We start from the raw sequence: 20,384 nt of genomic DNA, 5'->3' as shown, positions 1-20,384 counted from the left end.
CAGAGGAATTCTGTGCTATCGCACTCCGCCTGTACCCGGCGTCGTCGAATGCCTTCCGGACCAATGCCACGCATAGCTCGGATCGTCGCTGGCTAGTGCGCCTTCCCCGAGTTCGAGAGGGCTGAAAGTATCCACCATGAACGCCATCTCGTTGCTCTCGGTCATTTGCGGTGAGTCGAGGTATGCCTGGCGCCCCGGGCCGTGCGTGTAGGCGGCGGGATGCAGTGACACCGACGCGTTCGCGATCCCCGAACCTTTCCTTGCAGCAGTCTCTCCAGCGTGATAGAACATCACCTCGTCCGAGTCCACGTTGGAGTGGTAGTAGGGCACCTTGATCGCTGCAGGGTGGTATTCGAGCGGACGCGGCACGAAGTTGCAGATGACGAAGTTGCGCCCCTCGAATATCTGGTAGGCGACGGGTGGTTGAACAATCTCTCCGGTAATCGGTGAGAAATCTCGATAGTTGAACGCGTAGGGGTAGAGGCAACCGTCCCAGCCCACCACGTCGAACGGGTGATGGTCGTAGGTGACGATCGAGCCTAAAACGCCGGAGGAAGTGCGGTGTTTGACGTACACATCGGTGTCGACATCGGCTTCTGGGCCTGTGACGGTTGTCGAACCCTGCGGTACCCGTATATCGCGTTCGCACAGCGGCGCACCCTCGAGGAACTGTCCGAATTCGCTGAGGTACCTCTTGGGAAAACGGATGTGCCCAGAGCCTTCGACGCAGAACGCTTTGAGCGGACCGAGTTCGTCAACCCTGAGGGGAATCCATCTGTGGATGGCGACTCGGGGGATGACGACGTTGTCGCCCGCCTCGACCTCGATGCGTCCGAACACGCTCTCGAGGATCGCGCTTCCGCTCTCGATGTAGATCACTTCATCGCCGATACCGTTGCTGTACAGCACACTTGGACTGTCCGCAACCACGTAGCTGATGCGCACGTCGACATTGGACAGGATGAGACGGCGGTGGCGGACGAGGTCGCTGCCCTTGTATTCGTCGTGGGCGAACAGTTCAGGTAGTTCGAAGTGTCGCGGTCCGAGTGGGTGGTTGACTGTCGTCGACAAATCACCGAGTGCCCAGTTGCGTGAGTCGACGAGGTTCGACGGCACACCGCGATGGTAGAGCAGTGATCCGGTGGAGGAGAAGCCCTCCTCGCCGATAAACTCTTCGTAACACGGCGTGCCGTCTTGCGCGTGAAACAACGTGTGTTTTTTCGAGGGAATCTCACCCACGGCGCGGTAGTACACCATTTTCAGTTCCTTCCATCATGTCGAGGCAGTTGCACGTCAGCACGCCAGCTCGTGATCGCGGAGCCACGCTGCGACGGTGTCGCCGACGAATGCAACCTTTTCCGGTTGCCCCGACAGGTAGTGGAGCCCTTGTTCGACTGCGGTCAGTTGCTTGTTCTCGTGCTGCACTGCGTCGAACATGCCGGTTGCATACGACGGGAAGCACACTTGGTCGGCTGTGCCGTACATGATCAACGTAGGCACAGTGATTCGCGATATGTGTTCGTTGCCGTCGCAATTCGAGTCGTCGATGCTCCACTGGGACAACCAGGAACGCAAGCTGCTGTAGTGGGCCAACGAGGCCGGCATCATGTTCGCAACCTGCGTGGGGCCCCACATGGTGCCCGGTTGTCGGTCGGACGGATCCACAGTTACGTCCAGAAAGCGCGGATCGGCCGTCGTCCCGTGGACGACGAAGGGCAGGTCCTGCAACTTCCCACCCTGACGGCTCAGCTCGGCGAGCTGCTCGCGCACCCACCTTGTAATCCGTCGGTTGCGAGCCGTCTGCGCGTCGCGGTACCTAACAAGGTAATCGCGATCGAACGGTGGGGCGAACCGACCGCTGAACAGGTCGAGGTCCTCGTCGCGTTTGAACGGATCGTTCTCGTCCACAACGGCTGGGTCGATCCAATCTGTGAGCACCTGCGCGCGGCCGGGGTGGGCCATCAGCTGCAGTACCCCGTCGACCGGCGGTAGATCGGCGCGGGTGAGGTCCGGTGGATCGCCTGCGGGAGTTGCGGTGATGGTCGGGTTCTCGGCCTGGCTTTGGTACATCGCTGCGAGGCCGCCGCCACCGGAATTGCCGATCAGTACGACCTTGTCGTAACCGCGCTCCCTTAGGTGCCGGACTGCGGCACCGACGTCGAGCACACAGTTCTCCATGGTGAGCGTGCTGTCGTTGCCGACATATCTGGTGGCCAGTCCCACCGCGTCTATGCCGCGCGACGCCAAAGTCTCGAGGAGGTAGTGGCCCATGAAATTCGACGTCGGGTGGACAATGAGCGCTGCGGTGCGGGCACCGCTCGGAGCGCGGTGCAGCGCTCCCCATATTTTCCCTGCCATCCGGGCTACGCCGGAATATACGTCGATACTGTCGCTTGCTTGCATGGGTATTGCGAGGAGTTCCTTATCGCTATTCATAGTGCGAGTTCCCTTCCGCGGCTCTCGTCGATCCAGAGAGCGCCGATCAACGACAAGAGAGCGAGCGATCCGAACAAGCCCGCTGGCGCGAGCGGGCTGCCTGTCCATGTGATGAGAAGGGTTGCCACGAAGGGGGCGGTGCCGCCGAGAAGAGTGTTGGCGGTGTTGACGCCGAGAGCCAAACCGGAGTAACGCACACGGGCAGTGAGCATTTCGATCGCAGTAGTCATTGCCGTGCCATTGACCATACATACCGATCCGAAGAGGATGGTCTGACCGACAATGGCGCCAAGGACGCTGCCGGAACCCATCATTGTGAATGCGGGGAGCGCCACGACGATGCCCACCGATGCGGAGCCGATCAGTACCGGTCGCCGTCCGAACCTGTCGCTGAGCAAACCTGACACGGGGAGCAACATGGTGCCGACTCCCACGGCGATACACGAGCACAGAAAGGCAAAACTGGGGCTGTGATCGCCCTGCGTTTGTAGGTATGACGTGGAGTAGACCGAGCCGACGTAGTATCCGCCGGTGCCGATGGCCAGCATCAGGATGATTTTGACAACTTCCGCGCGGGAAGTTTGTAGCAACGCTAGGACGGGAGTCTTGTGGACCTCCACCACATCGGAGGCCTGCACAGCCCGAAACTCGGGCGAATCCTCCAGCGTCAGCCTGATCCACAAACCGACCGTTCCGAGTACGACGCTGATCAGGAACGCTACCCGCCAGGCCCAGTCGTAGAGAACCTCCTCCGACACGCTGGTAGCGAGTAGCAACGCGATCATGGACGCGAGCAGCGAACCGAGAGTGCCGCCGGTGTTGACCAGTGCGGTGTACAAACCGCGGTGCTTTGCGGGAGCGCTCTCAGCGACCAGAACATTTGCCCCGCCCAGCTCGCCGCCCGCCGCAAAGCCCTGAACCGTGCGGCACAGCACAAGAGCGATTGTGGCCCAGATCCCCCATGTGACGTAAGTCGGTAGGACGCCGATCAATGCGGTCGCACCGGTCATCAACACGATGGTGCCCGTGAGTGCTGGTTTGCGGCCGTACTTGTCGCCGATTTGTCCGAAGAGGATTCCACCAGGAATTCTGACGAAGAATGCGACAGCGAACGTCGCAAAGGTGGCCAGCAGCGCTGTCGCCTCGTCTTGTTCGGCGAAGAACTTGGCACCGAGGATCGTGGCCATCAACCCGTAAATCGCGAAGTCGTAGTACTCGACCACTGTCCCGAGGATTCCCGCACGCAGGACCTTGCCGGGCGGTTGGCGGGGAGGTGCTCCTGGTGATGCCTGAATCTGCTGCGGTTCGGCCATCGACGGTCCTTCCAAATATGAACTGCCTGGGGTCATTATTTGAACTTTCCGACTGTAACGTCCATCACTTCTCGGAGTCAATGAGCAAACTGTGAGCGCTTCAATATTCGATCGATGTGAGCAAACTGCGGATGTGGCACGATCGTTCGAGCGTGACAGAACAGAAGCCGTCGCCGCGATAGCAGGGGAGGGGAGCGTTGACGATGTCGAATTGCTTGACCCTGTCCGCTGATGGCGTGGTAGGTCCATCGTGAATATCTCGTCGACGGTTGACCAAGCTCTGCGAATTCTTATACAGCTGGGAGAGACCCCCGATCAGTCCCCGGCCGACCTCGGGCGCGCGCTCGACATGAACCGGACCGCGGTGCACCGACTGCTTGCAACACTGCACGGCAGGGGTTTCGTCCGACGTCACAACGGCGCGGCGATCTACTCTCTTGGCGCGGCGGTGCTGCGACTGGCCGATTCGATCGAGCCGGACGTACAACAGGTAGCCCGACCGATCATCGAACGGCTCGGCGATCTCACGGGCGAGACGGTGGTCCTGTTCCTTCCGGACTTGACGGGCCCTGAGCCGTCGGCTGTGGCAGTTGACCAGGTTCAGACGGGGTCGCACGTACTGCGAGTTCAGTTTGAGATCGGCCACCGCATTCCCCTCCACCAAGGTGCCGCATCACAAGCAATCCTTGCGTTCTCGGACGGCGACGTTATTGACTCCGCGATGACGTCAGCGCCCGACCCCGACGCGCTTCGTCACGCCATCGACTTGGTGAGATCGCGCGGGTACACCTTTACGCACGACCAGCTTCTCGTCGGCGTAGCCGGCGTCGCATCCCCGATCATCGGCAATCGTGGTGTGCTGGGAAGCATCTCGATTGCAGTTCCCGCAAGCCGAGCCGCACAGATGAACGAATGGGTTCAACTATTAGTGGACGCTACTTCGGAGGTGGCTGCGCTCTTGAAGTAGTGGGCTGCAGCCCGCGCTGTGCGTCAGGTTTCTTTCAAGGTGCTGCTGCACCTGGCTCGAATGTAGGCGAATGACGGCCTCGGTCCACACGGGATTCTCGGCCTGCAACGCGTCGATGGCTACGAACGGGTACCAGTCCCCAGTCGGTCGTTCGACCCGCGTTCACCGCGTCGAACAGCTCGGTGTTGATGTGGTCTGCGGCACTCGATGGGGCCACCTGCCGCTGCCCGCCGCCGGAATGAGCGCCGCCGAAATCGTTGCGGTCGTCCACACCCATCGCACGGGCACCCCGTCGCAACACACCCCGCGCCGCCGGATGCCGCGACAGGAGCTCCGCCAGGGCGTGTTTGTCCCGGTGCGATTCCTTCGCGTGGCTGCGGCGGGGCGTCTGCTGGGGTGGTCCGGGTCCGTGGATGAGGGCGCGTTTTGGGATCGGGAACCGCGGCGATGCCATACCTGGAGTCCGACGCAGTGATCGGGGTCAAAGAATCGATCATCGCCCCGTACGAGAAGCGCGAAGCGGGCGCAGACACAATCTGGATATCCGCATACGACTTCGTTCTCGCGCAGGTAACCGGCGCCGCATGGACGTATCCCCAGACTCATGCGCCCTTTCGTGCCGAGCGATGCCCGAAATCAGACGCAACACGCAGTACGCGGCCCGACTTTACAGTTTGTCGATCGCTCTAGAAGAGAAGTTTGTCAGGATGTCTTGACGGTGCGGTAACTGTAGTTTTCGTGGGCGTGCGAGACGAATGCTCCGCGTCAGACCGCAGAGCAGGGGCTTACCGACCGTCACCGAGCAACAACAAACCTCGCCCCACCCGGAATCGTCAATCCCACTGCGTCCCCAACCCGCACCGCAGATCCCGCCGCCAGCTCCACCTTCAGGACTGTCGACCCCACGGTCACGTCGGCGATGCTCCGAAATCCCGTGGGTCTCAAACCCGAAACGACTCCCCGAACCCCGTTGTCATCCAGCGTGATCAGCTCATGCCGAATCAGCAACACGGCAGGTCCGGCCGGAAGCGAGACCCCTTCGACCTCCAACTCCCCGAGCTCGGAGCGATGCACCCTAACCCCATCCCATTGACCCTCGATTTCGTTGACCCCACCCATCAGTCGCGAGACCGCCAGCGTGCTCGGCCGCGTGTAGGCCGTCGCGATATCCGAGTGATGTTCGAGCCGGCCGTCGATCAGCACGGCCACCGAATCGGCCAGCACCGCCGCTTCCTGCTGATCGTGGGTGACGAGCAGCAGAGTCTGATCCAGCGTCGAACGCAATTCGCGAACCAGGTCGTGCATCTCGGTGCGCAACACCGGGTCCAGCGCACTGAAGGGCTCGTCCAACAACAACACTCGCGGGGAGCCCGCAAGTGAGCGCGCCAACGCCACCCGTTGGGCCTGTCCACCCGAGACCTCGGAGACCGCTCGATCACCGATGTCGCCGAGATGCACCAGGTCGAGATAGTCGCGGGCGCGTTCGCGCGACCGCTTACGACTCTCCCCAGCCGCGCGGTAGGCAAAGCCGATGTTGTCGAGAACCGACATGTGCGGGAACAACATCGGACGCTGGAACACCATGCCGACCCCGCGATTCTCGGCCGCAACGTTATTCACTTCGTGGCCGTCGATGCGCACCGTGCCGGCAGTGGGTGAATCGAGTCCCGCGATGAGCCGCAGCGCAGTGCTCTTGCCCGAGCCCGACGGCCCGAGAATCGCCGTGCACGAACCCGGCGGCACGGTGAGATCCAGTGAGTCGAGTGCCGCAACCGATTGGCCGGCATGCACTTTGGTGAGTCCGTGAACGGACAGTTCGACGCTCATCGTGCACGCCTCCGACGCAACCGGGGCAGCATCAGCACCAGCAACAACGGCGGCACGACGGCGGCGACCGACAGCGCAGCCACCACCGAATCGTTACCGGTCCCGGCAGCGAACGAGGCCACAAGAATGGGCACGGTGACCAGTCTGCCTCCACCGATCAACAAGGTGATCACATAGTCGCTCCACGCCACGAGGAACGCGAGCAACGCAGCCCCCGCCAACGCCGGAGCCAGTAGGGGAATGCGAATCCGCCGCAGCACCATGGCACTCGACGCACCGAGTGTGCGAGCTTCTTCCTCGTAGCCGATGTCGTACGCGCCGAATGCCACTCGCATCAGGTACGTCGTGTAGGGAATCGCCGCGACGGTCAGCAACGCGACCACTGCCACCGTGCTCGGAATGCGCGAGCGCAGCACCAGAACATCGAGTCCCAAGGCCACGGCGAACGGGGGCAGGGCCACAGGCGCGAAAAGAACACCGGCCACGACAGCGGGGAAGCGCACAGTACCGTTCACCAGGGCGCGAGCGGCCAACGCGCCCAATGGTGTTGCGATGGCGGCGACGGCCAGAGCGAGAAGCGTCGACCGAACGAACGCATCGAACCCCCCGGCGTCGAGGGCACTCCGAACGCCGTCGAATCCCCAGTCCTGCGGAACCGAACCGGGAAACGACCATCGATTGCTGATGGCCCACAGGACAATCGGAATCAGCGGCAGCAGGAACCACACGACCAGAACGGACCTGCCGACAGCGGGAAGAACCCTGCTCATTTCCACGCTGCCGATCTGCGCAGATAGTGCAGTGCCACCGCGGCCACGACCACTGTCAGGGCCGTGGCGATCGTCGCGGCAGCGGCTGCCTGCGGACGCGTCTCGAGATCGATCGAGGTGAACAGGCGAATTGCCATCACCGACAACGGTTCCGGATACGGTCGCCCCAGAATGCGGGCCACCTCGTACGAGCCGACGGTGTAGGCGAATGCGATGGCCGCCGATGCGATCAGTGCGGGCCGTGCCAACGGCAGCGTGACCAAACGGAGCCGAGCCCACCGGCCGGCACCCAAGGTCGCGGCCGTCTCGTCGAATGCAGCTACGCGGGTGGCGAGCGTCCCCGCGACGACGACGGCCACGAAAGCCGATTCCTTCCACGCATATTCGGCGACGACGGCTATCCACCACCGTCCGCCCACCAACTCCGGCCAGCCACCGTCGGTCAATCCGAGAATGCGGGGCAGCATCCCTGAATCTGCCAGCAACAGCGCCATCGCCGCCACGCCGATCAGGTGCGGCACCGTGACGGTGACCCCAGCAGCGACCAACGCGGCGCGTCCACCCGACAACGCCGTCAGTGCCGCGGCAAGCCCGATCACCGTGGCCAATGCCGTCGAGACGATGGCAATCGACAGCGTCAGCACCACCGAGCGCCATAGGTCACCGCCCAGAGCGGAGTACGCGTCGACCGATAGTTCGGGGGTTCCGACCAACGGCATCAGACCCAGGCTCTGCAGCACCACGGTTCCGAGACCGCCGCCGACGACCAGCACGACCAAGACGACGGCGGGGAGGACCGCCGCTGTGCCGCGAAAGCTCCTCGTGGACGCGCTCACTGACCGGCGAGCACGCTTCGACGCCATCCCTCGTCGAGCGGGGTCACCCAATCTGCCGAGAGTTCGGGATGCGCGTTTTCCGACAGCTCCTCGTAGGAGGGCAGAACCGTCGAGCTCGGCAACGCCTCGAACTGCGCGCGGGCGTCATCGGGCAATCGGTCGATATCGAGCACGGTGAACTGCCCCCACACGTCCGGCGTCGCCTTCGCGAGTTGCTGCTCGGGCGACAACGCGAGATTGGCAACCACCTGCGCGGCGGCCGACTTCCCCGACGTCGACGGGATGGCAAGGAAACTGGCATTCCCGACGGTTCCCTCGTCGAGAGTGAGGACACGGGTCTCCGGGGGATAGGTGCCGTCGGCGACGAGCTGGGGGAGCGTCGCGGGGCCGTAGGTCATGGTCATGTCCACCTGACCACCGGCATAGAGGGCGTCGAGCTCCGAGGAGGACTGCGGATACGTCGTTCCTTCGCGCCACAGTGACGGGGCGAGCTCGTTCAACTGATCGAACAATGGCGGGGCGAGTCGGTCGTAGGAGTCCTGATCGAACTGAGCGGGAACCTCGTCGCCCCCGCCGGAGGCATTGATCAACGCCTCCCGCACGAACACCGAGCCGGTGAAGTCCGGGGGAGCAGGGTAGGTGAAGCGGCCCGGGTTCGCGCGGGCCCAGTCGAGCACGCCCTCGAAGGTCGTCGGCGGATCCGGGATGGCGGCCGCGTTGTAGACCAGCGTGAATTGAGCTTTGTGCCAGGGTGATTCGCAGTTCTCGACCGGGGTACCGAAGTCATCGAGCAGCAGCGGATCCCCGGGATCGGTGAATTCCATGTTCGGCAGATTCTGCGTCCAGCCGCACAGCCACGCCCCAGCTTGCTTACCGGTGCCGAAGTTCGCGCCGTTGACCCACACCAGATCCACTTCGCCGTCGGTGACCCCGGCCTGCCGCTCGGACAGGATGCGGTTGACGGCGTCGGTGGTCGATTCCACCGGCACCCGGCGCAGCGTGACGCCTTCTTCGGCGGCCGCGGGAGTGAGCACGTCGTCGACATAGGCATTGCCCTGCTCGTCGCCGCCGTACATCCACAGCGAGACGGTCTGCCCCTGTGCCTGCTCCTGGATCTCGCTCCAGGACAAGTCCTCGGCGCGCGGAGCCTCCGATGATGGTGCCGCGCAGGCCGTGAGCAGCAGCCCTGCGCTCGCCGCAATCGTCACTGCGCACCGTACTGATCGAATCACCGTGGGCCCTCCAGATCAACCGAAGCAGTCGTCGTCGACGCTGCCCTCACCACCGTAATCGGTCGAATGAGACAACCGCTGAACACGCGGGCGTACCGGTCGTGTGCACAATGGATCCTGACCGCCGGACGAGAGGTACACACCGTGACGCAGGACCGCCCGACGCGTAGTCGCCGAGGCACCACCCTGAAATTGCTCGCGGCTGCCGTGGTCGTCATCGCTCTGGTGGTCGTGCTCGGCACCGTCGACCTACCCGATCCGTCGTTCATCCGTGACCGAGTGGCATCGGCCGGGCCCTGGGGCATTGCGCTGTTCGTCGTGCTCTATGCCGTTCTGTCGGCCACTCCGTTCCCCGCCAGCACGTTGACCATTGCGTCGGGACTGCTGTTCGGGTTGGCGGTGGGCGCAACCGTCGTGGTGTTCGCCGCCACGATGGGGGCGTATCTCGGGTACTGGGGAGCGCGGGCGCTGGGACGCGGGCAGGTGGCCCGCACGGAGTGGGACAGGCTCCGCCGGCTCGACGCCATGCTCGGACGACGGGGATTGCTGTCGGTGCTGCTCGTGCGTTTGGTGCCGCTGCCGTTCTCCTTGGTCAACTATGCGGCCGGAGTCAGTGCAGTGGGGCAGCGGGACTACGTGGTGGGCACCATGATCGGCATCGTGCCCGCGACCGTCGCCTACACCGCGCTCGGGGCCTACGGGACCTCGCCGTTGTCGTGGCCGTTCGCCATCGCACTGCTCGCGGTGCTGGCGATCGCGGCCGGCTCGGCTCTGTTGGCGCGACGTCTGGGACTCACCGGAGCTGCCGAATGATCGACAGCTTCCTGCGCCGCCACCTCGACGGCCCACTGGATCGCTGTGCCCGCGCGCTCGACCGACCCATGATCACCCCGGACCGCATCACCGCCGCCGGACTGGTGCTGGGCCTGGGTAGTGCGCTGGCGGCGGGCCTGCAGTTCTGGCTGCTCGCATTGGCGTTGTGGATCGTCTCCCGGATCGCCGACGGTGTGGATGGGCCGCTGGCGCGTAGGCGGGCGACAACAGCCGGTGCCGGCGGATTCTTCGACATCACAGCCGACTTCGTGGTCTACGGCACCACGGTGGTGGGCGTCGCGGTGGGTGCGTCGGCCGCGTACGACGCCCCGTGGTGGCCGTTTTTGCTGGTGTTGTTGGCGTACTACATCAACGGAACCGCGTTCCTCGCGTTCTCCTCGATAGCCGAACGCAACGGCCGCACGATCGACGACGGCCGGTCGTTGTCATTCCTCGGGGGATTGGCCGAGGGTGCCGAAACCATAGCGGTGCACAGTCTCTGGCTACTGTTGCCGGGAATCTCGTGGCAGATCGCGGTGGTCTGGGCGGCGGTGGTCGCGGTGAGCTCCGGTCAACGGATCATCGCCGGGTATCGCGCCCTCTCCTGATCCACAGGCTCCGACCTTTGGCCAAGGCCCCAACTGCTCGCGAAATCACCGGAGAACCCAACTGCGCCTTGACGTCCGCGATAGCAGCGTTCCACGGCCCGTCGTTGTACGTCGGATACGGGTGCGTGGCCCCGGCGAGGTCGCGGGTGCGTAGCCCCTGCTCGATGGCGATGATCAGCTCCCCGATCGTCTCGCCCGCACGTGGACCCACCACGCAGGCACCGACGATGCGACGCTTGCCGTCGAGCACCAGCGTCGTCGAACCGTTCGTAGTCCTCTCGGTGACGGCTCTGTCGACGTGATGGTGGTCCAGCTTCTGCAGCCGTAACCCTCGCTCCCTCGCGGTCCGCACATCGATTCCCGCCGAGGCGATCTCGGGATCGGTGAACGTCACCCGTGGAGTTCCCGTCGTGCTCACTTTTCGGTTCAGACCAAGTGCCGCGTTGCTCGCAGCCAGGCTGCCGTGCACACCGGCAGTGTGGGTGAACTGCGGATGGCCGGTGAGATCTCCCGCCGCCCAGATGCGGGGATTGGTGGTGCGCAGATGCTCGTCGACCTGAACGAATCCGTTGTCGTCCACTTCCACACCGGCCGAATCCAATCCGAGGGACGCGGTCCGCGGAGTCCGTCCGGTGGCGACGAGCACCCGATCGAAGTCGATCTCGACACCCGTGTCGGTGGTGGCCGAGCCGTCGTCGATGCGCACGACGGCGGTGGAGGTCAGCACTCGCACGCCCTCGTCGGTCAGTGCCTGCGTCAGAATCGAGGTTGCCGACGCGTCCTCGCGGGGCAGGATCGTGGCAGACCGTCCGACGAGGGTCACGTCCGACCCGAGCCGCGAAAATGCCTGCGCCATTTCGCAACCCACAGACCCGGCACCGATGATCAGCAGTCGCTGCGGTAGGTCCTTCAGATCCCACAGGGTGTCGCTGGTCAGGTAGTCCACGTGCTCGATGCCGTCGATCGCCGGCACCGTGGGATGGGCACCGGTGGTCACGATCGCCTGACCGAAATGCAGTCTTCGCGTACCGACCATCACCGTGCTCGGCCCAGTGAACACTGCGTCGCCGTGGATCACGTGCACCCCGGCCTCGGTGAGTGCCTCGGGTGAATCGATCGGCGTGATCTCGGCGATCGACTCGTGCACGTGCTGCATCACGCGCCCGAAATCCACGCGCGGTGGCTCGGTGTCGATGCCGAACCGGGACGCCGACCGGACCGTCGCTGCCACCGAAGCCGCCGCGAGCAGTGCTTTGGACGGCACGCAGCCGGTCCACAGGCAGTCGCCGCCGGTGCGTTCGCGCTCGATCAATACGACGCGAACGCCGAAGCCCGCCGCGGTCTTCGCGGCCACGATGCCGGCGGTACCGCCGCCCACCACGACCACGTCGGCGCGGTACTCGGGCACACTCGAAGACGAACGACGGATTCCCATGCCTCCCACTATGCCCGCGCCCTGGAGGGACCGAGATGAGACGACCGACGAAATATACGATGTCGGCCCGCCTGTACGACGTGATCTCCTTCGAATGGCCCGTATATCGCGCCGGCCGGGAGGCGGCGTTCGAGCTGCTGAATCTGCCTGCCGGAAGCCATGTTCTGGATCTCGGCTGCGGGACGGGCTTGAACTTCGCCGGGTTGCAGCGGATGGTCGGACCCACCGGATCGATCACCGGAGTCGACGCCAGCCCGCAGATGCTCGAACAGGCCCGACGGCGAGCTGACCGATCCGGCTGGAACAACGTCACGCTCGTTGCAGCCGACGCCACAGCCCTCACCGGCGCGGATCTGGGAGAGACCCCGTTCGATGCGGCTCTGAGCACCTACGCGCTGTCACTGATGACGCCGTGGCAGGCGGCTCTCGAATCGATGATCGCGCATACTCGCGAGGGCGGAGTGGTGGCCGTCGTCGACATGCAGCGACCCGTCGGACGGGCCGCGGCCTTGACGCCGCTCGCGAAGCTTGCGTGCCGACTCGGTGGATCGGACATCGAGGCTCACCCGTGGACGGCGATGACGCCACCACTCGAACCGCTGCACTCCGCGTCGGTACGGGGCGGACACATTCAGGTTCGCGTGGGATCTGTGTCGAGCTGAGGATTCACTTCTTCTGGCGTCGACTACCACCGTGCCAGTCCTGCTGCACGCCCGCTTCGTCTTCTTGTACCCCGAGCGCCTTCAGTTGGGGAAGCTCACGCAGGCTGCGCTTCATCTCGGCGAAGCCGGGGAAGCGAGCGAGTCCGATGACGTTGTCCCACAGCGGCACTGCCTCCTCGTCGCTGGGTGGACGGCTGATCACCGGCCCGAAGAAGGCGACGCCGTCCGGCGGCTCGAAGGCGATGATCGGTGTGCCGACGTCCTTGCCGGTGAGCGACAGCGCATGATCGGTTTCGGCTCGGATCTCCTCGTCGAGCGACGAATCGTCCAGTGCCGCAGTGTGATGGGTGGGCAGACCGACTTCTTCGAGGATCGGCCCAAGGAACGCGGCGGTGCCGCGATGTCCGTGGCTCGCAGCGTCGTCGGGCACCACCTCGGTGTCGAAGATGTGGGTTCCGAGTGCCTCGTACAGTGGTCCGATCGCGGCCGGCCCGTGCTCGCGACGAACAGCGGCCGCCGCCCGCAACAGTCGCAGACCTGCGGTGTGCCCGGCCTCGTATTCGGGTGGGAAGTGCGAGTCGTAATCGATATGGGAATTGAGCAGTCGTAGCGAGATGAACCGCCAGTCGACGCTGTAATCGCGCTGTGCTTGGACCTTGCGGACCCATTTGCTGGTCATCCAGGCGAACGGGCACACCGGATCGAAATAGAAGTCGATATCGGCCATGGGGGGCGCTCCTTCTGACGACGGTTCCTTGTTCTCGACGGTATACGCCGCAGCGATCTCAGTTCTCGCCCAACAGAGCAGCGCGCTGCTCGTCGACCACGGCGCGAATCGCGTCCACCACCGCCGAGACCTCCGGCCGTCGCAGTGTTTCGCTCCGGGTGACGAGCCAGTAGGTCAGTTTCACTGCGATGGCGTCGGGCAGGATTCGTTGGAGGTCGGAGTGACGGTCGGCCATGAAGCACGGCAGCAGTCCGATACCTGCGGACGCGCGGGTGGCCTCGACGTGGACGAAGACGTTGGTGGAGGTGACCGATTCACGCATCGTGGGGGTGAAGTTGGGGGCCAGGTCGAGATCGTCGACGTGCAGCATCGAGTCGATGAAGTAGATGAACGGGTGCGCGGCCAGGTCGGCCGGGATCTGTGGCGTTCCGTGCTCGTCCAGGTATGTCTCCGATGCGTACAGGCCGAGGCGGTAGTCCCCGAGCCGGATGGCCTCGGCGCGGTGCACCTGTGGTTGGCCGACGACGATCTCGATGTCCAGGCCCGATCGTTGCTGCGACGCGCGCCGGGTTACGGCGACGATCTCCACGGACACTCGAGGATGCGTTCGCTGCACTCGTGCCGCAGCGGGAGCTGCGATGTAGGCACTGAAGCCGTCGGTCGCCGAGATACGCACGACGCCCTCCAACGCACCCGCGTCGCTCGAGACCAACGTGCGCAAGGCGTCCTCGACGGCCTCGGCCGCGGTCAATGCGCCGCGGCCCAGCTGCGTGAGCTCCCAGCCTCCGCCGGCGCGGGTCAGCACTCGTCCGCCGAGCGTGTCCTCGAGCGCGGCGATGCGTCGGGAAATGGTCGTGTGGTTGATGCCCAGGTCGTCGGCCGCGGAACTGTAGCGACCGGTTCGGCTCACAGCGAGGAGCACCAGTAGGTCGTCTGCACTGGGGATCTTCGCACCACCGAGCGTCATGTCTGCAGTTTTGCAGATCCGACCTGCGTTCATGGCTCTTGCGTCGACAAAGATCTGCACCAATACTCAGAGCAACCCGCCAATGTGTGGTCTGTCACAAACATGAAGCCGAAGTGCCGAGTAACACAGGAGAGTCAATGAGCGTCGATCAGCCGCTGGCAGGACGGTCCGAACCTGACCCCGATGCCACCCCCGCAGGCCTCAAGAAGGTAGTCGGGGCATCGATGGCGGGCACCATCGTCGAGTGGTACGAGTTCTTTCTCTACGGAACCGCCGCGACACTGGTGTTCAGCAAGATCTTCTTCGCCGCCGGAACCAGCGAGCTCGACGCCATCCTCGCGGCCTTCGTCACCTACGCCGTCGGCTTCGTCGCACGTCCGTTGGGCGGCATCGTCTTCGGCCACTACGGCGACAAATACGGCCGAAAGAAGTTGCTGCAATTCAGCCTCGTCCTCGTCGGCGGAGCCACGTTCCTCATGGGCTGCCTACCGACCTTCGAGGCGATCGGCTACTGGGCACCGGCACTGCTGGTGACCCTGCGATTCATCCAGGGCTTCGCCGTCGGCGGCGAATGGGGCGGTGCGGTTCTCCTTGTCGCAGAACACAGCCCGAACAAGTCCCGCGGATTCTGGGCCAGTTGGCCGCAGGCAGGCGTGCCCGCGGGAAACCTGCTCGCCACCGTCGCGCTGCTGGTGCTGACGACCACCCTGTCCGACGAGGCCTTCCTCAGCTGGGGCTGGCGAGTCGCGTTCTGGCTCTCTGCCGTCATCGTCTTCGTCGGCTACTACATCCGCACCAAGGTCTCCGACGCCCCGATCTTCCTCGAGGCCCACAAGCAGGCCGAGGTCATCAAGGCCGCGTCGTACGGCGTTTTCGAGGTCGTCAAGCGTTACCCCCGCGGCGTCTTCACCGCGATGGGTCTGCGCTTCGGTGAGAACGTCATGTACTACCTCGTCGTCACCTTCTCCATCACGTACCTCTCGGTGGAAGTGGGCACCGACACCTCCACGATCCTGTGGTGGATGCTCATCGCCCACGCGATCCACTTCTGCACGATTCCGTTGGTGGGCAAGCTCGCCGACCGCGTCGGTCGTCGCCCGGTCTACTTCGCCGGTGCCGTCACCGCGGCCACGTGGGGCTTCTTCGCCTTCCCGATGATGAACAGCGGCCACAACGTCGTCATCATGCTGGCCATCATCATCGGCCTGATGTTCCACGCCTTCATGTACGCCACGCAGCCGGCCATCATGGCCGAGATGTTCCCGACGCGGATGCGGTACTCCGGTGTGTCCCTCGGCTACCAGGTCACCTCGATCGTCGCCGGTTCGCTGGCCCCGATCATCGCCGTCAAGCTGCTCGACGTCTACGGCTCGTCCGTGCCGATCGCGGTGTACCTGGCCGTGGCCTGCGCGATCACTGTGGTCGCCGTCGTCGTCGCCAGGGAGACAAAGGGATTGGCACTCGAAAGCATCGACATCGCCGACGCCAAGAACCTGGCCACCGAGGCCGAGTTGGCGAAGGCCGGTCTGAAGTGACGGACCTGACCGGACGCTCCGCCCTCGTCACCGGGGGAGCGTCCGGCATCGGGGCCGCGTGTGCACGCGAGCTCGCCGGCCGCGGTGCACGCGTCACCGTCGCCGACGTGAACGACGTTGCCGCAAAGGAATTGGCGTCGGAGATCGGTGGTGAGGTGTGGTCGGTGGATCTGCTCGACACCACCGGGCTGGACGACCTGAAGTTGGACGTCGACATCCTCGTCAACAATGCGGGTATCCAAACGGTGGCACCGATCGTCGACTTCGACCCCGGCGCGTTCCGTCGCATTCAGACGCTGATGGTCGAGGCTCCGTTCCTGTTGATTCGTGCGGCTTTACCTGGGATGTACGCCCGCCGGTTCGGCCGGGTCATCAATCTGTCGTCGGTGCACGGGCTGCGCGCGTCGGAATTCAAGGTCGCCTACGTCACCGCGAAACATGCACTGGAAGGACTGTCGAAAGTGACAGCCCTCGAAGGTGCCGCCCACGGTGTGACGAGCAACTGCGTCAACCCGGGATACGTCCGTACACCGCTGGTCGAAAAGCAGATCGCCGACCAGGCCATCGCGCACGGAATTCCCGAGAACGAGGTACTGGAGAAGGTCCTGCTCACCGAGGCGGCCATCAAGAGACTCGTCGAACCGGCCGAAGTCGCCTCACTGGTCGGCTGGTTGACCTCCGAGAACGCCGGGATGGTCACTGGAGCGTCCTACACCATGGATGGTGGTTGGTCGGCTCGCTAGTCCGCTGCCGCCCCGGCTGCCCGCTGCGCCTCCCACTGTGGGATCAATGTGGATTTCAGTCGCTCAGACTGCAACAAAGTCGCATTCATTCGGATCGGGTCGTCCCCCGCCGTCGGATGAATGTGGCTTTGTTGCACTCAGATGGCCTCGAACGCCCATTGATCCGAACCAGGGGGCCGGATCCGAACCATGGGGCCGGGCGCGAACCAAGGCAGACGGGTGAACAACCCCGAACAGCAAGAAGCCCCCGTGACATGTCACGGGGGCTTCTCTGGCGGAGGATAGGGGATTTGAACCCCTGAGGGCGTTAACCCAACCCGCGTTCCAGGCGAGCGCCATAGGCCACTAGGCGAATCCTCCGTGGGGGAGCTTACCCGGTTACCCCCACCATCTCCCAAATCGGGAGGCGCGAAGGGTGGTGATGCGTTGCCCGACGGGAGGCGGCTACACTTGCCAACGGATCCCGCGCGGCGCGCATCCTGTGAACTCCCCCAGGGCCGGAAGGCAGCAAGGGTCAATGGGCTCTGCCGGGTGCGCGGGGTCCCCTTTATTTCAGTGACATCTGAATTGTCCGGGGAACCCAGTCACCGAGAGGCCGCTCCGCATGCCAGCGCAAACCCAGTTGGGTCTGATGAACCATGAGGAGCTTGCCTCCGAGCACGAGCGGCAGAGCGCGAAGTACACGCAGCTCAAGACCGAGAATCTGAAGCTGGATCTGACGCGCGGCAAGCCGTCACCCGAGCAGCTCGATCTCGCCGCTGAGCTGTTGACGCTCCCGGGCGCGGACTACAAGGACGGCAACGGCACCGATTGCCGCAACTACGGCGGCCTCGCGGGCCTGCCGGAACTGCGCGCCATCTTCGGTGAGCTGCTCGGCATCCCGGTGCAGAATCTGCTGGCCGGCAACAACGCAAGCCTCGAGATCATGCAAGACCTCGTTGTTTGGGCGCTGCTGCACGGTCTGCCCGATTCGCCGCGAGCCTGGTCGGCCGAGCCGAACGTGCGCTTCCTGTGCCCGGCTCCCGGCTACGACCGACACTTCGCCATCACCGAGAGCTTCGGCATCGAGATGATTCCGGTTCCGATGGGACCCGACGGCCCCGATGTGCACGAGATCGCCAACTTGGTGGCGTCGGATCCGCAGATCAAGGGCATGTGGGTGGTGCCGAACTACGCGAACCCCACCGGTGCGGTCTACTCGGAAGAAGTTGTTCGCGCGCTGGCCACCATGCCCGCGGCTGCGCCCGACTTCCGCCTGTTCTGGGACAACGCCTACGCGGTACATCCACTGACCGAGGAATTCGCGCCGTCGTACGACGTGTTGGGCATGGCCACCGAGGCCGGGTTCGCCAACCGTCCGTTCGTGTTCGCGTCGACCTCGAAGGTCACGTTCGCCGGTGCCGGGGTCAGCTTCTTCGGAAGCTCCGAGGAGAACCTCGCCTGGTATCAGAAGCACCTCGGCAAGAAGAGCATCGGCCCGGACAAGCTGAACCAGCTGCGGCATCTGCGCTTCTTCGGTGACGCCGAGGGGGTGCGGGCTCACATGGCCAAGCATCGCGAGATTCTCCGGCCCAAGTTCGCACTGGTGCAGCAGATCCTCGAGGACCGGCTCGGTGCGTCGAAGATCGCGTCCTGGACCGAACCCAAGGGCGGTTACTTCATCAGTCTCGATGTGCTCGAGGGCACGGCTGCGCGCTCGATCGCGCTGGCCAAGGACGCCGGAATTGCTCTGACGGCCGCCGGCTCGGCCTTCCCGTACGGAAAAGATCCGGAAGACAAGAACATTCGTCTCGCCCCGAGCTTCCCGTCGCTCGATGAGCTGGAGAAGTCGATGGACGGTGTCGCGACCTGCGTGTTGCTGGCCGCGACGGAGAAGTTGCTCGAAGGTTAGAGCCTGCGGCATGTGAGCGGAAGTTCGTAGCAGGCTACGAACTTCCGCTCACATGCGGCGCAGCCGCTCTCAGTGCCCGACGACGACCGCACCTTCGGGAGCTGAGGGCAAGGGCCCCTTCTTCAGGAGCGTGGCCGAGAGCACCGCGCCGAGGAGGAAGATTCCCGACGCCCACCAGAAGGTGGTCGTGTAGCTCGCGATTTCAGCGTTGGCCTGCAGCAGAGCCGCATCGGTTGCCGTTGCCATGTTGGAGCTGACATAGCCGGTCGCCGCGTTGGCCGCCACGGTGCTGAGCAGCGCCGTACCGATCGAGCCACCCACCTGCTGCATCGTGTTCACGGTCGCGGACGCGACGCCGGAGTCGTCCGGGTCGACTCCCGAGATCGCGCCCTGCATGGCCGGTGCCATGGTGGCACCGAGGCCGAGTCCCATGATGACCAGGCCGGGCAGAATGTGCGTGACGTAGCTGCTGTCGATGGAGATCTGCGTCAGCAGTGCCATGCCCATCGAGGCCACGACCAGGCCGGTCGTCATGAGGATGCGGGGTCCGAAGCGGGGGAGGATCAGCGCCGTCGACAGCGTCGCGGTGAGGATCAGAGCCGCGATCATCGGCATGAACGCGAACCCGGTGGTGATCGGGGTGTACTTCAGCGTGTTCTGCAGGTAATAGGTCAGGAACAGGAACACCGCGAACATGCCTGCGCCGGTGACGAATACGGCGAGGAACGATCCTGCACGGGTGCGGTTCAGAACGATCCGCAACGGCAGCAGCGGGTGCTCGACGCGCATCTGGATGGTCACGAACACCGCGAGCAGAACGACACCTGCGGCGAGGAAGCCGAGGGTGACCGGGTTGCTCCAGCCGTCGGACTCGGCGTGAGCGAAGCCGTAGACGATGGAGAACAGCGCAGCGGAGACGGCGATCGTGCCGGGGATGTCGAGCTTGGGTCGGACGTCGACCTTGTGCTTGGCCAGGAACAGGAAGGCGCCGACGAAGGCGAGCGCAGCGAAGATCAGGTTGACGTACAGGCTCCAGCGCCAGTTGGCCCATTCTGTGAGCATGCCGCCGAGAAGTAGGCCGAGTGCACCGCCGCCGCCGGCGATGGCACCGAAGATGCCGAATGCCTTGGCGCGTTCCTTCGTGTCGGTGAAGGTGGTGGCCAACAGCGAGAGTGCCGCGGGAGCGAGCAGTGCACCGAAGACGCCCTGACCGGCGCGGGCAGCGACGAGCATGCCGAAGTTGACGGCTGCTCCGCCCACTGCCGACATCAGCGCGAAGCCGACGAGGCCGATGAGGAAGGTGTTGCGTCGTCCGAAGAGGTCGCTGAGTCGTCCACCGAGCAGCAGCAGACTGCCGAACGCGAGTGCGTACGAGGTGACGACCCAGGAACGGTCGGCATTGTCGAAGCCCAGGTCGAGTTGGGCGGCGGGGAGGGCGATGTTCACGATGGTCGCGTCGAGCACGACCATGAGCTGAGCCAGTCCGAGCGTCGCGAGAATCAGCCAACGATTCCGATGCGCACGTTCGTCGACCGCCATGGCAGTCGACGCGGCGTCGCCCACGTTCTCCGATGAAAGGGTGGTCATAGTGTCCTCGGTTCGACTATGCGGAGGTGTACCCT

General features: G+C 64.4%; 19 protein-coding genes, 1 tRNA gene and 1 other RNA gene. 8 read left to right on the top strand and 13 right to left on the bottom strand.

Features of this window, described 5'->3' with window-relative positions; all coding sequences use genetic code 11:
* Window positions 1-15: 15 nt before the first annotated feature.
* From MTX35_RS07005 to MTX35_RS06995, 3 genes are all read right to left on the bottom strand, one after another.
* Entirely contained in the window at window positions 16-1,257 is a 1,242-nt protein-coding gene (locus tag MTX35_RS07005; protein ID WP_243594280.1) for a homogentisate 1,2-dioxygenase, read from the bottom strand.
* Window positions 1,258-1,293: 36 nt separating this feature from the next.
* Window positions 1,294-2,358 (bottom strand): serine aminopeptidase domain-containing protein, encoded by a 1,065-nt coding sequence (locus MTX35_RS07000; protein WP_243594279.1) that lies wholly within the window; start codon window positions 2,356-2,358, stop codon window positions 1,294-1,296.
* A 74-nt stretch (window positions 2,359-2,432) separates the two neighbouring features.
* Entirely contained in the window at window positions 2,433-3,749 is a 1,317-nt protein-coding gene (locus MTX35_RS06995) for an MFS transporter (RefSeq protein WP_243594278.1), read from the bottom strand.
* Window positions 3,750-3,999: 250 nt separating this feature from the next.
* Between MTX35_RS06995 and MTX35_RS25975 the strand changes: the two genes are divergently transcribed.
* Window positions 4,000-4,716, top strand: coding sequence for an IclR family transcriptional regulator (locus MTX35_RS25975; RefSeq protein ID WP_243594277.1), 717 nt, complete (start codon window positions 4,000-4,002; stop codon window positions 4,714-4,716).
* A 34-nt stretch (window positions 4,717-4,750) separates the two neighbouring features.
* Here the strand turns inward: MTX35_RS25975 and MTX35_RS06985 are convergent, their stop codons facing one another.
* From MTX35_RS06985 to MTX35_RS06965, 5 genes are all read right to left on the bottom strand, one after another.
* Window positions 4,751-4,993 carry a hypothetical protein gene (locus tag MTX35_RS06985; protein ID WP_243594276.1) on the bottom strand — a complete coding sequence of 81 codons (243 nt, stop codon included), beginning with the start codon at window positions 4,991-4,993 and terminating at the stop codon, window positions 4,751-4,753.
* A 518-nt stretch (window positions 4,994-5,511) separates the two neighbouring features.
* Complete coding sequence (locus tag MTX35_RS06980; RefSeq protein ID WP_243594275.1) at window positions 5,512-6,543, bottom strand: ABC transporter ATP-binding protein; 1,032 nt, start codon at window positions 6,541-6,543, stop codon at window positions 5,512-5,514.
* Window positions 6,540-7,313, bottom strand: coding sequence for an ABC transporter permease (locus MTX35_RS06975; protein WP_243594274.1), 774 nt, complete (start codon window positions 7,311-7,313; stop codon window positions 6,540-6,542). Before MTX35_RS06975 ends, MTX35_RS06980 begins: the two co-directional genes overlap by 4 nt.
* Window positions 7,310-8,149, bottom strand: coding sequence for an ABC transporter permease (locus MTX35_RS06970; RefSeq protein ID WP_243594273.1), 840 nt, complete (start codon window positions 8,147-8,149; stop codon window positions 7,310-7,312). Before MTX35_RS06970 ends, MTX35_RS06975 begins: the two co-directional genes overlap by 4 nt.
* Window positions 8,146-9,357, bottom strand: coding sequence for an ABC transporter substrate-binding protein (locus tag MTX35_RS06965; protein ID WP_243594272.1), 1,212 nt, complete (start codon window positions 9,355-9,357; stop codon window positions 8,146-8,148). The genes MTX35_RS06970 and MTX35_RS06965 overlap by 4 nt, the downstream gene beginning before the upstream one ends.
* 168 nt (window positions 9,358-9,525) lie before the next feature.
* Between MTX35_RS06965 and MTX35_RS06960 the strand changes: the two genes are divergently transcribed.
* The gene (locus MTX35_RS06960) at window positions 9,526-10,194 is read left to right on the top strand and encodes a TVP38/TMEM64 family protein (RefSeq protein WP_243594271.1); all 669 of its coding nucleotides are present in this window, start codon (window positions 9,526-9,528) and stop codon (window positions 10,192-10,194) included.
* Window positions 10,191-10,802: a CDP-alcohol phosphatidyltransferase family protein gene (locus tag MTX35_RS06955; protein WP_243594270.1), complete on the top strand. Its 612-nt coding sequence runs from the start codon at window positions 10,191-10,193 to the stop codon at window positions 10,800-10,802. The genes MTX35_RS06960 and MTX35_RS06955 overlap by 4 nt, the downstream gene beginning before the upstream one ends.
* Here the strand turns inward: MTX35_RS06955 and MTX35_RS06950 are convergent.
* Window positions 10,774-12,237: an NAD(P)/FAD-dependent oxidoreductase gene (locus tag MTX35_RS06950; RefSeq protein ID WP_243594269.1), complete on the bottom strand. Its 1,464-nt coding sequence runs from the start codon at window positions 12,235-12,237 to the stop codon at window positions 10,774-10,776. The genes MTX35_RS06955 and MTX35_RS06950 overlap by 29 nt on opposite strands.
* A gap of 59 nt (window positions 12,238-12,296) precedes the next feature.
* Here MTX35_RS06950 and MTX35_RS06945 point away from each other — a divergent pair, with 59 nt between their 5' ends.
* Complete coding sequence (locus MTX35_RS06945) at window positions 12,297-12,899, top strand: class I SAM-dependent methyltransferase (RefSeq protein ID WP_243594268.1); 603 nt, start codon at window positions 12,297-12,299, stop codon at window positions 12,897-12,899.
* Window positions 12,900-12,903: 4 nt separating this feature from the next.
* Here the strand turns inward: MTX35_RS06945 and MTX35_RS06940 are convergent, their stop codons facing one another.
* Both MTX35_RS06940 and MTX35_RS06935 read right to left on the bottom strand, forming a co-directional pair.
* Window positions 12,904-13,626 carry a hypothetical protein gene (locus tag MTX35_RS06940; RefSeq protein WP_243594267.1) on the bottom strand — a complete coding sequence of 241 codons (723 nt, stop codon included), beginning with the start codon at window positions 13,624-13,626 and terminating at the stop codon, window positions 12,904-12,906.
* Window positions 13,627-13,684: 58 nt separating this feature from the next.
* Complete coding sequence (locus tag MTX35_RS06935) at window positions 13,685-14,593, bottom strand: LysR family transcriptional regulator (RefSeq protein ID WP_243594266.1); 909 nt, start codon at window positions 14,591-14,593, stop codon at window positions 13,685-13,687.
* 137 nt (window positions 14,594-14,730) lie between these two features.
* Here MTX35_RS06935 and MTX35_RS06930 point away from each other — a divergent pair, with 137 nt between their 5' ends.
* Complete coding sequence (locus MTX35_RS06930) at window positions 14,731-16,128, top strand: MFS transporter (protein WP_243594265.1); 1,398 nt, start codon at window positions 14,731-14,733, stop codon at window positions 16,126-16,128.
* A complete protein-coding gene (locus MTX35_RS06925) occupies window positions 16,125-16,871 on the top strand; it encodes a 3-hydroxybutyrate dehydrogenase (RefSeq protein ID WP_243594264.1) in 747 nt (248 codons plus the stop codon). Before MTX35_RS06930 ends, MTX35_RS06925 begins: the two co-directional genes overlap by 4 nt.
* 272 nt (window positions 16,872-17,143) lie before the next feature.
* Here MTX35_RS06925 and MTX35_RS06920 read toward each other — a convergent pair.
* Window positions 17,144-17,231, bottom strand: a tRNA-Ser gene (locus tag MTX35_RS06920).
* A 95-nt stretch (window positions 17,232-17,326) separates the two neighbouring features.
* Between MTX35_RS06920 and ffs the strand changes: the two genes are divergently transcribed.
* Both ffs and MTX35_RS06910 read left to right on the top strand, forming a co-directional pair.
* An RNA gene (gene ffs, locus MTX35_RS06915) (signal recognition particle sRNA small type) lies at window positions 17,327-17,421 on the top strand.
* 54 nt (window positions 17,422-17,475) lie between these two features.
* Entirely contained in the window at window positions 17,476-18,762 is a 1,287-nt protein-coding gene (locus tag MTX35_RS06910; protein WP_243594263.1) for an aminotransferase class I/II-fold pyridoxal phosphate-dependent enzyme, read from the top strand.
* A gap of 69 nt (window positions 18,763-18,831) precedes the next feature.
* On the opposite strand, the gene MTX35_RS06905 is transcribed toward MTX35_RS06910, so the two are convergent.
* On the bottom strand, window positions 18,832-20,349 hold the full coding sequence (locus tag MTX35_RS06905; RefSeq protein WP_374230251.1) for a DHA2 family efflux MFS transporter permease subunit: 1,518 nt from the start codon (window positions 20,347-20,349) through the stop codon (window positions 18,832-18,834).
* Between the last annotated feature and the right edge of the window lie 35 nt (window positions 20,350-20,384).

It is taken from the genome of Rhodococcus sp. ARC_M12, from assembly GCF_022810385.1.
GTDB lineage: Bacteria > Actinomycetota > Actinomycetes > Mycobacteriales > Mycobacteriaceae > Rhodococcoides > Rhodococcoides navarretei.
The sequence above is the reverse complement of the archived record's forward strand: the minus strand, read 5'-3'. Positions and strand labels throughout refer to the sequence as shown.